The sequence below is a fragment of the Bradyrhizobium icense genome (assembly GCF_001693385.1).
Classification (GTDB): Bacteria; Pseudomonadota; Alphaproteobacteria; order Rhizobiales; family Xanthobacteraceae; genus Bradyrhizobium; species Bradyrhizobium icense.
The window spans coordinates 2,014,885-2,027,167 of record NZ_CP016428.1 but is presented as its reverse complement, the minus strand read 5'-3'; the positions used below and the strand labels follow the sequence as shown (position 1 = coordinate 2,027,167).

The window sequence follows — 12,283 nt, the reverse complement described above, 5'->3', positions numbered from 1 at the left end:
TTCCGATCGAGGCTCTTTGTCGGGGCACAAATTGCAGTACCGTTCGCCTCGATGTTTGATCTCAGACAAAGATCGTGCTGCCTTCGACCGGCATTGTCGGTTCCACCATCAACGGAGGAGACGATGCGGATTTTCGAGAGACTGCGACGACGAAGCCGAAGCAATGCCGCTATCGTGCGCAAGCTTTTCGAGGCGATCACCGGCGATCTTCTCCGGAAACTCGAGGGCGAAACCACGGCCCCGGCTTTCACCGAGAACAAAGCCAATGCTGTTCCTGCTGCTCAGCCGAAGAAAAGGCCACTCAGTAGGGCGATCTTGCGCTAAATCAATGTGCCCTTCGCATTTGGCGAAAGAACAATCGCCAATGAGCAGCGCTAACCCGCGCGACGGCTGGCTTCCGATCGCGCTTGCCCCTGACGATTGCGACCTCGAACTTGGCCAGGTCCGCACGGCCGGGATCGAGGCGTTGCGCTTTTAAATGTCGGCGCAAGTCAGGCGTCTGGTACAATGTCTGGATGGACGAGCCCCTGCTCATCCATCCGACCCACTGGAGAAGCTGGCGCTAAAGCCGCTACCTAGATGCGGTCTTGCTGGCTTCGAGCGTGTCGAACAGCTTCGCAAAGACCTGCTTTGCTTTTCCGACTTGCGGAACCGCCTTGGCCTGATCGACGTTGCCGGGCTTTCCGACCACGATCAACGCAACCATTCCCATGCCGTAGTGAGGCAGGCACTTTATCCCGTAAACGCCTTCCTGCTCGAACTTGACGGCGATATCCTCGTTGTTCTTGCCGACGAACGGCGCTGCGCCCTCCGGGAGCATGCCCTTGATGGACTCCGCGTTGTGGCCCTTGTCCGTAGACACGAACTTGACGGTATCGCCGGGCGCAATCTTCACGAAGGCCGGCTCGAATACCATTACTGCGCCATCGGTTCCCTTGTTGAGGAGCTTGACTTCGACCTCCGCCGCCCGGGCGCTGCTCGCCAGAACCAGAACCGCCGCGGCAGCCAACATAGCTATTTTCTTCATGGTTTCCTGTTTCTTTCCTGGAGTTTTGTGCCCGGAAATCTCCCAGGCTCCCGGGCATCAGATATCGCCGCTCGATCCTGCCGATATTGCGCCAGCGCAAGCTTCGGGCAGAATCCTGGGCTAAGAACTTGGCGGGCCGTTGAGGCTTGCTTCGGTCGCGGATACTGTCCGCGGCATATTGAAACGAGGATATCGATGGCCTCAGTCGACCGCTCACTGGTCGCCAACCTGCCGATGTTCGCCGGCCTTGCGCCCGCCGAACAGGACGAACTGCTGCAGGAAGCGCGTTCGATTCGTTACCCGAAGGGTACCGCGGTTTTCGATCAGGGTGCGGAAGCGGATCGCTTCTACCTCCTGCTTCACGGGCATCTTCGCGTCGAAAAGACCACACCTCAGGGACAGCAGTCCGTCGTCCGCTACGTCTCTGCCGGGGAGCTCTTCGGCGTCGCGCAGGCCATGAATCTCACGCACTATCCAGCGACCGCCGTCGCCGCCGTGGACAGCATCGCGCTCGCCTGGCCCTCGTCCTCCTGGAATCGTCTGATCGCCAAGTATCCGAGCCTCGCAACAAGTGCGTTGCAGACCGTCGGCAGCCGCCTCCAGGATACCCAGGCCCGCGTCATGGAGATGTCGAACGAGCAGGTCGAGCAGCGCGTCGCGCATGCGCTGCTCCGCCTGGCCAAACAGGCCGGAAGAAAAGTCGATGCCGGCGTCGAGATCGACTTTCCGATCAGCCGGCAGGACGTCGCCGAGATGACGGGCACGACGCTGCACACCGTCAGCCGGATTCTCAGCGCGTGGGAGCAGCAGGGACTGGTCGAGGGCGGCAGGCAGCGCATCGTTCTGCGCGATGCGCACAGGCTGCACGGCCTCGCCGAAGGCGAAGAAGCCGCTCGGATACGTAAGCCCGGGCCCTAGGCCGCCGCCTTCACCGTATCCTGGAGCTTCGACAGGAACGCCGCCGCGTCGACGCTGTGTTCGTCGCACGCCTCATCGATCGAGTGAAAGGTCGCGATCGGACAGCCGACGCACCGCATCCTGAAATCGAGAAAGACGCGTATCGTGGATGGCCATCGACGCATCACGTCGTCAACCATCAGATCCGCGGTGAGCATGGCATTATTTTTCATATGATAACCTTAACCCGGCGGTTACCAGCTCTCTTTGCTCCCGCGCAAATTTCGAAACAGCTCTCTTCGTCGAGCAATTAAGATTGCATTCTTTGTTGCAGCGCAAAGAGCCTAGCCGCCGGATCGCGCATGATGCACCCGTCGAATTAGAGCGCACGAAGCGATGGAGAGCATCATGCTGACGAGAAGGACTGCTTTAATGGGGGCCGCAGTCGCGGCGCTGATGATGGCCGCACCGGCGGTGACGCGAGCGGCGGACGATCTGAAGCTGCCGCGCCAGAAAGTCGAACTGGTCGCGCCGCCCTTCGTCCACGCCCATGAACAAGCGACCAAGGCCGGACCGAAGATTGTCGAGTTCAGGCTTACGATTGAGGAGAAAGAAGTCGTCCTCGACGAGGCCGGCACGAAATTCCACGCGATGACGTTCGGCGGATCGATGCCGGGCCCGATGATGGTGGTCCACGAGGGCGACTACATGGAGCTCACGCTCGTCAACCCCGCAACCAACAGCATGCCGCACAATATCGATCTGCATTCGGCGACCGGCGCACTGGGCGGTGGCGCGCTGACCCACGTGAATCCCGGTGAGCAGGCGACCCTGCGCTGGAAGGCGACGCGGCCCGGCGTCTTCGTCTATCATTGTGCGCCGGAGGGCATGATCCCCTGGCACGTGGTTTCTGGCATGCACGGCACGGTGATGGTGTTGCCGCGCGACGGCCTGAAGACTGCCGAAGGCAAGCCGCTGCGCTACGACAGGATCTTCTACATCGGCGAGAACGATCTCTATGTGCCAAAGGACCAGAACGGCAAGTACAAGTCCTATGAAACGATCGGCGAGTCCTATGCCGATACCAGCGAAGTGATGCGCAAGCTGATTCCCACGCATGTGGTGTTCAACGGGCGGGCCGGCGCGCTGACTGGCAAGAATGCGCTCAGCACCAAGGTCGGCGAGACCGTCATGATCGTGCACTCGCAGGCCAATCGCGACACGCGTCCGCATCTGATCGGAGGCCACGGCGACTATGTGTGGGAGACCGGCAAGTTCAACAATCCGCCTGAGAAGGATCTCGAGACATGGTTCATCCGCGGCGGTTCGGCAGGTGCTGCACTCTACACGTTCCGCCAGCCGGGGATCTACGCCTACGTCAACCACAACCTGATCGAGGCCGTCGAGCTCGGCGCCACGGCCCACATCAAAGTGGAAGGCAAGTGGAACGAGGACCTCATGAAGCAGGTCACCCCTCCCAGCCCGATTCCGCCTGACAGGATCGGTGCCGCCGACCCGGTGGTCGTCACCCGCTAGGTGAAGCCGAAACGACGGCCCGCGGTTCTCTCCGCGGGCCGTCGCACGAAGAGGAGGCGATGTCGTGCTCATCCTGATCAAAATCAAAACGGCGATGCTCGCAGGCGCGCTGGCCGCGCCGATTCTGGCGACCGCGTTCGCGCCCGCCCCTCCGCATGACCAGGACGGAGCCCTGCGCCTGGCGTCCACTTCCTTCAATTACCGGGCCGCCGGTGATTTCTCGCGGGATGGCCGGCCGGTCGAAGGGCCGCTACGCGAACTCCGCCTTCCCGCCGATCTCGTCGTCATGAAGCGGCAGGTCACGGTCGCCGAGTACGCACGCTGCGTCGACGAAGCAGCCTGCCCCCGCATCGTCACTTCCGCGGGCAGACAGGACGTACCCGTCGTCGGCGTCAACTGGCATGATGCCTCGGCATACGCCGCCTGGATATCGCGCAAGACCGGCGTCATCCATCGTCTGCCAACCGACGAGGAGTGGACATTCGCGGCCGCGGAGAAGGCACGCGACGAAGCGATGCCGCTCGCCGACCCCGCTGATCCCGCGCAGGCCTGGATCGCTCGCTACGAAGCCGAATCCGCCCGCTCCCGGCCGACCACCGCCGCCGCTCAGCCTGGAGGCACGTTTGGTACGAACAGCAACGGGCTCGACGACGTGGCCGGAAACGTCTGGGAGTGGACCGATGGCTGCTTCGTTCGCGTTTCGCTGGACGGCGGACGCGAGCAGATCACCAACACGAATTGCGGTGTCCGCGTCGTGCAGGGAGCGCACCGTTCCTACATGACCGACTTCATCCGCGATCCCAGGTCCGGCGGCTGCGCCGCGGGCGTTCCACCGACCAATCTCGGCTTCAGGCTTGTCGTCGAACCCTCCCAGTCGGTCGCCGCGACCGCCGTCCGCGGCGTCGCCAAGCTGCTGCGACGAACATAGCCATCCGCCGATCGGCGGCGGGTTGAGCTAGAACAAAGTCCTTCCACCACAAGTCCCGCTAACTGATCTGCAGGCGTAAGGAGAAGAGCAGATGCGATCGGACTTGGCGCAATCTTACGGGCAGGACAGGCTGCCGCGCTATACCAGCTATCCCACAGCCCCGCATTTCTCGCCGGCAATTGGCGAAGAGGACTATCGGAGGTGGCTGAAGTCGGTGCCCGTCCAGCACCCGACCTCGATCTACCTGCACGTGCCGTTCTGCCGATCGATGTGCTGGTACTGCGGATGCCACACCTCTGTCACCAAGCGCGACGATCCGATCGTGACCTATGTAGCGGGTCTGCGCACCGAAGCCCACCTTGTCGCCGAGACGATCGGCCAGAGAATGCCGATCTCGCATGTTCACTTCGGCGGCGGTACGCCGACGATCATGTCGCCTGAGGCGTTCGTGGACCTCGTCGGCGCGCTGCGGTATTCGTTCTTCGTGCTTACCGATGCCGAAATCGCCGTCGAGATCGATCCGCGAACGCTGACCGAGCCGATGACGGAGGCGCTCGGCTACTGCGGTGTCAACCGCGCCAGTCTGGGCGTGCAGAGTTTCGACCCCGCCGTGCAGCGCGCCATCAATCGGCTGCAGAGCTTCGAACAAACCGCAACTTCCGTCGAGCGTCTGCGCCGGGTTGGCGTTCGCCGGATCAATTTCGACCTGCTCTACGGGCTCCCGCTACAAACGGTGGACTCGTGTCTCGACACCGTCGCAAGATGTGTCGAGCTTCGGCCGGACCGCTTTTCAGTGTTCGGCTATGCCCATATTCCCTCGTTCAAGAAGCATCAGCGCAAGATCGCCGAAGACTCCTTGCCCGATAGCGTCGAGCGGCACCTCCAGTCCGAAACGATTGCGGAAGCCCTGCTGGACGCGGGGTACGTCCGCATCGGCCTCGATCACTTCGCGCTTCCCGGCGACAGTCTTGCCATCGCGAGGCAGGACGGCAGGCTGAGGCGCAACTTCCAGGGCTACACCGACGATTGCGCTGACACCCTCATCGGTCTCGGCGCCAGCGCGATCGGCCGCATGCCGCAAGGATTCGTGCAGAATGTCGTTCCGACGCGCGACTATCTCACGCGCATCGCCGAAAATCGGCTCGCCACTGCCAAGGGATACGTGTTCACCGAGGAAGATCGCTTCCGTGCCGATATCATCGAGCGCATCATGTGCGATCTTGCCGTCGATCTGCCCCGGGTATCGCAGTTGCACGGCCGCGACCTTCGCTCGGCGATTGTCGATCGACCGCGGATCGAGAGCCTCATCGCCGACGGCGCCGTGACGATGATCGATGATCGGCTCTCCATCAGCGATGGAGCGGAGTTCCTGGTTCGGAGTGTCGCGTCGGCGTTCGATGCCCATCTGGTGCATTCCGCAGCGACGCACAGTCGCGCGGTCTAAATTTCCTCATCGCGAGGATGCCTGCAAGCGCAAGGCGGAATCTTTTCGATCGCCGCTCGGCGCGGCTCATTCCTGCAAGGCTTCCTGACGCCGCGTGCGGAGGGAAAGCCGAAGGACGGCATGTTGATTGGCTTCAGTGCCGAGATGCGCGCGGGTCGGGTGCGCGTCAACTCAACTTGCCTGCCGGCTAAACTGGCATATGGTCGTAGCATAACGATCATAATGCCAGGGAGGCGACAAATGGCAAAGCTCGTAGCGGCGGCTGTCCTTCTGATGTTAGCGGGATTGACGGGCGCACGGGCCCAGGATTATCCCGCAAGAACGGTCACGATCATCGTTCCGTTCGCAGCCGGCGGGCCCGCCGACATCACGGGCAGGATCGTCGCCGACATTTTCAGTCGCCATCTCGGCCAGAAATTCGTGGTGGAGAATGTCGGAGGGGCCGGCGGCACCATTGGAGCGCTACGCGCCGCTCGCGCTGCGGCTGACGGATACACGATCTTGTCCGGTCATCTGGGCACCAATGCGCTGGCATCGGCGTTCTATCCGAATCTCGGCTACGATCCGCGGAAGGATTTCGCGCCGATCGGACTGACCGCCGAATATCCCGAATTGCTCGTCGTCCGCAAGGATTTCCCTGCCAGTAATCTCAAGGAATTCGTCGCCTATGCCCGATCCAACGCGAGCAAGCTCAATGTTGGCCACGCCGGCCTTGGCTCGGTGTCCTATATCGGCTGTCTCCTTCTCAATTCGGCCATCGGCATCAAGCCGGCGATGGTGCCGTTTACAGGCACGGCCCCGGTGTTGAATGCAATGCTGGCAGGTGAAATCGATTATGAATGCGATCCCGTGCTCGGCACATTGAGTCAGGTGCGGGCTGGCAACGTCAAGGCACTGGCGGTCGCGGCCAAGAAACGCAGCCCGATGTTACCGGATGTGCCAACTTCCCACGAACAGGGGCTACCCGAATTCGATTGCGCGCCTTTTTACGGGGTATTTGCGCCAAGCGGCACGCCGCAGCCAATTATCGACAAGCTGGCGGAGGCGCTGAACAAGGGCCTCAGTGAAGAGTCGGTGCAAAAGCGGTTGGCGGATCTCGGCGCCGACATCGTGGAGCCGAACCGCCGCGGGCCAAAGGCCCTGGCCGACCTGGTGAAAAGCGAATCCGACCGGTTGATGCCGATTTTGAAGGCTGCGGCGGGGAAATGAGAGTACGTCATTCAGCGACGCTGCGATTTCTATCGCATACGCGCATGACGTCGTGAACGCCGGCATCGACTTTGCCGATGCCAGGCTAATGCCGCGAAAGATAGTCGGCGCGAACGGGCGCAGCTCCTGATGGTGGCACATCAAGGCGCACGGCGACGCCCTCGAGCTGCGGGCTCGGGGCCGGATAAAGCTTCATCACCAGCGGGTCGTGTCCGGGAACGATGTGGCTTTCGTCCGGCGCAAGCGCCCGCAGGCGGTCGAATCCCTCCAGCATTTCACCGATATGGAGCGCGGTCGTAAACGGACGTCCAGATGCCATGTTCTCGTAAAAATGGCTGACATCGGAGGCGAGTACGACAAATCCTCGACGGGTCCTGACGCAAACGAATTGAAGCCCGGCGGAGTGGCCGCCGGCAGCGTGTACCGTAAGGCCGGGAGCGAGCTCGGCATCGCCGTCATAGAACAAGACGCGTCGCGCATAGTTCAGCCGTACAATGCCGCAGACATCATCGACCTCGAACGAATGCGATAACCTCGGATATCGCATGAAGCGCCCCGTGGCGTACGTCAGTTCGCGCTCCTGCAGATGGAATCGCGCGTTGGGAAAGCGGTCGAAATTGCCCACGTGGTCGTAATGCAAATGTGTCAGGATGACATCCTCGACCTCGTTCGCATTGATGCCGAACGCGCCGAGCGTCTCCACCGGGCAGCGCAGGAACGTCCGCTTTCGTTTGCTTGATACTTCCGCGTTGAACCCGGTATCGATGACGAAGGTACGGCCTCCACCCCTCGCCACCCACACATAATAGTCCATTGGCATTGGGCCATCATGCGGATCGCCACCGATGAAATGTTCGCTCCTCAGCGCATCCCGCGTAGCATAACGGATGGCAAAGAGTTCGTATTCCTGATCGGCCATGATCAGGGCTTCGTTTCAACTTCGTTGAACGCCTCGCGCGCGTTTCGGAACGCATCTATCCCTGAGGGAATGCCGCAATACACGGCGACCTGAAGCAGAATCTCCTTGATCTCATCCTTGGTGAGCCCGTTCTTCAGCGCCCCCTTGACATGCAGCTTCAGTTCGTGGGGCCTGTTCAGCGCACCCAACATCGCCAGATTGACGATGCTGCGGGTGCGGCGGTCGAGTCCTGGCCGAGTCCACAACGCCCCCCAGCAAAATTCGGTCGACCACTCCGCCATCGTCCGGGTGAATTCGTCCGCGCCTGCGATGGATTTGTTGACGTACTCTTCGCCGAGCACTTCCTTGCGGACCTTCAATCCCTTTTCGAACAACTCGGTCATCATCGGTTCCTTCCATTGTTTGAGTACTGTTTTTTCAAGCCGCCCGCTCAGGCATGCGCCCTCATCAGGCTCGAAACGTCAGCAAGCGTGTCGAGACGCCAAACGTCGTCGATGATGCGATCGATATCCCAATCGCTTCCGCCCAGCCGCGCGCAATCGTGCAATTTCGCTTCGATATCGCCATCAGATAACGGTTGGGCAAGACTGCCCTTTGCAGCCATCACGACCTCGCTGAACGTCTCACCAGACGTCAGTTGGACAGTGACGCGCGCGGCGCCATCCGGAAGCGAAGCGTCAAGCACCGCCGCCACCTTCTGACGCAAGGCCACGATGTCGGACCGAAACACGACCGCGTCCGAGAATTCGGCGACACCCGCGGTACCCAGCAGCAGCGCGCAGGCGGCGCAATGATGAATGCTGACCCGTGCATCGCGCTCGTTGCGAACCGGGCGGTCGCCGCGCGCCAGCAGGAGCGCAGAGCCCTGCACCGTGATGAAGGCGATATCATCGACACGCCGGTTCAGCTTTGTCCGCAACTTGAAGCACGCGTCGATCACGGCGTGGAACACGATGCCCGCCGGATAGGGCTTGTAAGTGTTCTTCGCGATCTCCCAAGTCTTGCCGAGACCGCCCGTCAGACGCCCAACATCGGGTTCGTCTCCCATGGCGCGAGCCCAGCCGAGCGGCCCTTCAATAGCCCGTGGCGATGCGGAATAGCCTTCGGCCGCGAGCAACGCCGCGAACAGGCCGTTGCGCGCCGCATTGCCGACGCTGACATTCTTGGCCGCGGTCGGAAGATTTTCGACGATCCCCGCGGACTGACTGGCCGCAATTCCGATCGCGTGCGCAATCTGGCCAGAGGAAAGCCCGAGCAACCAGCCACAAGCAGCGGCGGCGCCAAACACCCCGCAGGTCGAGGTGATATGCCAGCCCCGCGAATAATGTCCCGGCGATACCGCGTTGCCGACGCGGCATTCGACTTCCACGCCGAGAATGAATGCGTTGAGAACGGCTTGCCCAGAGAACCCTCGCGCTTGCGCCAACGCCAGCACGGGTGCCGCGACCGGCGCCGCTGGGTGAATGATCGTATCGAGATGGGTATCGTCGAAATCGAGCAGATTGGCCGAAATGGCGTTGACGAACGCTGCCCCCATCGCATCGAGCCGTTCCGCACGACCGATGACCGTGGATGTCGCAGCGCCGCTGAACGGCAATAGCGTCCGCAACGCGCCGGTAACGGCAGGGTCATTCGCCGAGCCCAGCGCGGTCGCGAAGAAATTGAGGATCGAGCGTTTTGCCTCGTGACTTTGCGCCGCGACATCCGTCCACGCGATACCGGCAACGAAATCGGCGAGCGTTGTGCTGACGCCTTGCGCTTCATCTTGCCGCACGGAGCGAATCCCTCGGACCTTGTTTTTCCGACCCTATTCCGGCGCACGGCGGCGTGTCGACAAGAATCTTATGCTTGACAGATTGACTGACAATCTGGACATTCTACGAAACGCGGCCGGCGAACCCTGCCGCAACAAGAACAATGAACGCCCGCCTCCGGCGGTGCGACAGGGAGTGAGACGATGGCGGGAGAGACGATCGGCTTCGTGGGGACGGGCCGCATGGGCGGGCCGATGGCCGGACGGCTGATGGATGCCGGCTACGCCCTGTGCGTCTACGATACGCAGGGCGAGGCCACCAAGCCGCTCGTCGCGCGCGGCGCGCGTCTCGCAAAGTCGCCCGCCGAGGTCGCCTCGTCGGCGGATATTGTCCTGGCCAGCCTGCCGACCCCCGACATCGTCAAGGCCGTCGCGCTGGGGCCTGACGGAATCATTGCGGGAAACCGCGCCAGCATCGTGATCGACCTGTCCACCAGCGGCCCCGGCGCCGCCAAGCTGATTGCAGAAGGGTTCAAATCCAGAAACCTGACGCTGGTGGATGCTCCGGTCAGCGGTGGCATCAAGGGCGCGGTGAACGGCACCCTGGCGGTCATGGTGTCATGCCCCAAGGACACCTATGAGACGGTGCAGCCGATCCTGAAACACTTCGGAAAGCTGTTTTATACCGGCGACAAGCCGGGCACGGCGCAGACCGCAAAGCTCGCCAACAATCTGATGGCGGCAGCCGCCCTGGTGATCACGTCGGAAGCGGTCGCGATGGGCGTCAAGGGCGGCGTCGACGCCAAGGTGCTGATCGACATCATCAACGCCAGCAGCGGCCGCAACAGCGCATCCGAAGACAAGTTCCCGCGCGCCGTGCTCCCCGGCACGTTCGACTTCGGCTTCACTACCGGCCTTTCCTACAAGGACGTGCGGCTCTGCATCGACGAAGCCGAGGCCATGGGCGTGCCGATGGTCTGCGGGTCCGTGGTTCGGCAGATGCTTGCCATCACCAACGCCAAGTATGGCGCGTCGTCCGACTTCACGTCGATCGCAAAGGTCCTTGAAGAGTGGGCCGGTGTGGAAATGCGCGGCTAGCATCCGGAAAGGCCGGGCGAGGAACGATTGCGATGACAATCGAGTCGAGCGGATCGAACGAGACGCCTCTGGCGCGGCAACTGGCCCGCGCTTCGCTCGCCGTCGATCCCGGCCGATTTGACGAAAGCGTCATCGCCAAAACCAAGATTTGCCTTCTGGACTTTCTCTCCTGCGCCTTCGAGGCACGTCATCATCCGTGGAGCCGTCAGGCGATCGGCATCGCACGCCACACCGAGAATGGCGCAACCGTCATCGGGACAAGCAAGCTTGCGACGCCAGGCGACGCGGCCTTCGCCAACGCGACGCTCGGCCACGGGCTGGTGCGCGAAGACATGCACGCCGCCAGCATCTGCCACCATGGCGTTGTGATCTGGCCGACGCTGCTCGCTCTGTCGGAACGAACGCCGCTGTCTGGCGCCACCCTGCTCGCCGCTGCGATCGTCGGCTATGAGGCCGGCGCGCAGATCGGGCGAACCCTCTTCAATGCCGACCTGGCACGCCTCTATCGGCCGACAGGTCGTGTCGCACCGCTAGGAGCAGCCCTCGCAGGAAGCCGCGCACTCAGCCTCACCGAAGATGCGGCGACAAGCGCGGTTTCGATTGCCGCCAATACATCGTGCGGCCTGAACGAATGGCCGCATGCCGGCGGTTCGGAGATGTATTTCCATCCGGGTTTTGCCGCCCGCAACGCCATCGCGGCGATCGAACTGGCGGAAGCCGGAGCCTGTGCCTCGGAAACCATCCTCGAAGGCGAAGCCGGATTGTTTGCGGCCTACCGGCGCCAGGGCGCGCCTGCCGGCATCCGGTTGTTTGCAGGCTCGGAGCCGGAAATCATGGCCGTCTACAACAAGCCGGCTCCCGCCTGCAATTTTGCGCAAACCGCCGCGCAGGCCGCATTGCAGGCGGCTCGTGAGCTCAAGAATCCGGAAGAGATCGACGCCGTTTCGATCCTCGTTCCCGAAGCGGCGGCGCGCTATCCCGGCTGCGATTCCGTGGGGCCTTACCGGAATGCGCTGCAAGCCAAGATGAGCATTCCCTTCAGCGTCGCCGCCGTCCTTGCCCGCGGTGCCATCGAAGAGGACAATTACGCAGAGATCAACGATCCCAGCATCCTGAGTCTCGTCGAGCGAACCGATCTGCAATGCGATTCCGCATTCACTGCCGCCTTTCCGGCGCAGCAGGGCGCCGAAATCTCGATCAGCCTGCGTAATGGAAAGACGATCCGGCAACGTCTCGACAATGTCATAGCGGCCACGCCGCAGGAAATCCGCACCCGCTTTCGGCAGGCCGCCACCGACGCCATCGGCGGCAATCGCGCACGCGGTCTGGAAGAGCTTGTCAACGGCTGCGAACGGCTCCCGGACAGTGGCGTCATCGCCAAGCAGTGCCGGCCTGAACCAGCGGAGCGGCTGCTCCGGCCAGCATCATGACGATTGAGAACAACAAAATTGGGGGACGCGATGAACAAACCA

13 protein-coding genes are annotated in these 12,283 nt (G+C 62.2%); 8 read left to right on the top strand and 5 right to left on the bottom strand.

Going from position 1 to position 12,283, the window contains the following annotated elements; translation table 11 throughout:
- The first annotated feature begins 123 nt into the window (after positions 1-123).
- On the top strand, positions 124-324 hold the full coding sequence (locus tag LMTR13_RS09545) for a hypothetical protein (RefSeq protein WP_065727652.1): 201 nt from the start codon (positions 124-126) through the stop codon (positions 322-324).
- 247 nt (positions 325-571) lie between these two features.
- Here LMTR13_RS09545 and LMTR13_RS09535 read toward each other — a convergent pair whose 3' ends face one another.
- Positions 572-1,027: a pseudoazurin gene (locus LMTR13_RS09535; protein WP_065727651.1), complete on the bottom strand. Its 456-nt coding sequence runs from the start codon at positions 1,025-1,027 to the stop codon at positions 572-574.
- 195 nt (positions 1,028-1,222) lie between these two features.
- On the opposite strand from LMTR13_RS09535, the gene LMTR13_RS09530 reads away from it, so the two are divergent.
- Positions 1,223-1,945 carry a Crp/Fnr family transcriptional regulator gene (locus LMTR13_RS09530; protein ID WP_065727650.1) on the top strand — a complete coding sequence of 241 codons (723 nt, stop codon included), beginning with the start codon at positions 1,223-1,225 and terminating at the stop codon, positions 1,943-1,945.
- On the opposite strand, the gene LMTR13_RS09525 is transcribed toward LMTR13_RS09530, so the two are convergent.
- Positions 1,942-2,142, bottom strand: coding sequence for a DUF1858 domain-containing protein (locus LMTR13_RS09525; protein WP_065727649.1), 201 nt, complete (start codon positions 2,140-2,142; stop codon positions 1,942-1,944). The two genes, LMTR13_RS09530 and LMTR13_RS09525, sit on opposite strands and share 4 nt — an antisense overlap.
- A gap of 190 nt (positions 2,143-2,332) precedes the next feature.
- Between LMTR13_RS09525 and nirK the strand changes: the two genes are divergently transcribed.
- The 4 genes from nirK to LMTR13_RS09505 all read left to right on the top strand — a co-directional run bounded on the left by nirK (position 2,333) and on the right by LMTR13_RS09505 (position 7,041).
- Complete coding sequence (gene nirK / locus LMTR13_RS09520) at positions 2,333-3,460, top strand: copper-containing nitrite reductase (RefSeq protein WP_065732558.1); 1,128 nt, start codon at positions 2,333-2,335, stop codon at positions 3,458-3,460.
- A gap of 64 nt (positions 3,461-3,524) precedes the next feature.
- Positions 3,525-4,388, top strand: coding sequence for a formylglycine-generating enzyme family protein (locus LMTR13_RS09515; RefSeq protein WP_065727648.1), 864 nt, complete (start codon positions 3,525-3,527; stop codon positions 4,386-4,388).
- Between the two features lie 91 nt (positions 4,389-4,479).
- Complete coding sequence (gene hemN / locus LMTR13_RS09510; protein WP_065727647.1) at positions 4,480-5,832, top strand: oxygen-independent coproporphyrinogen III oxidase; 1,353 nt, start codon at positions 4,480-4,482, stop codon at positions 5,830-5,832.
- A gap of 120 nt (positions 5,833-5,952) precedes the next feature.
- The gene (locus LMTR13_RS09505; protein WP_236843324.1) at positions 5,953-7,041 is read left to right on the top strand and encodes a Bug family tripartite tricarboxylate transporter substrate binding protein; all 1,089 of its coding nucleotides are present in this window, start codon (positions 5,953-5,955) and stop codon (positions 7,039-7,041) included.
- Between the two features lie 85 nt (positions 7,042-7,126).
- Here the strand turns inward: LMTR13_RS09505 and LMTR13_RS09500 are convergent, their stop codons facing one another.
- From LMTR13_RS09500 to LMTR13_RS09490, 3 genes are read right to left on the bottom strand one after another with little or no spacing between them, the layout of a single operon-like run.
- Complete coding sequence (locus LMTR13_RS09500) at positions 7,127-7,960, bottom strand: N-acyl homoserine lactonase family protein (RefSeq protein WP_065727645.1); 834 nt, start codon at positions 7,958-7,960, stop codon at positions 7,127-7,129.
- A 2-nt stretch (positions 7,961-7,962) separates the two neighbouring features.
- Positions 7,963-8,346, bottom strand: a complete 384-nt coding sequence (locus LMTR13_RS09495; RefSeq protein WP_065727644.1) for a carboxymuconolactone decarboxylase family protein — start codon at positions 8,344-8,346, stop codon at positions 7,963-7,965.
- A 44-nt stretch (positions 8,347-8,390) separates the two neighbouring features.
- A complete protein-coding gene (locus LMTR13_RS09490; protein WP_065727643.1) occupies positions 8,391-9,734 on the bottom strand; it encodes an MmgE/PrpD family protein in 1,344 nt (447 codons plus the stop codon).
- A 183-nt stretch (positions 9,735-9,917) separates the two neighbouring features.
- On the opposite strand from LMTR13_RS09490, the gene LMTR13_RS09485 reads away from it, so the two are divergent.
- Entirely contained in the window at positions 9,918-10,811 is an 894-nt protein-coding gene (locus LMTR13_RS09485; protein ID WP_065727642.1) for an NAD(P)-dependent oxidoreductase, read from the top strand.
- A 32-nt stretch (positions 10,812-10,843) separates the two neighbouring features.
- Positions 10,844-12,241, top strand: a complete 1,398-nt coding sequence (locus tag LMTR13_RS09480; RefSeq protein ID WP_065727641.1) for an MmgE/PrpD family protein — start codon at positions 10,844-10,846, stop codon at positions 12,239-12,241.
- Positions 12,242-12,283 lie beyond the last annotated feature (42 nt).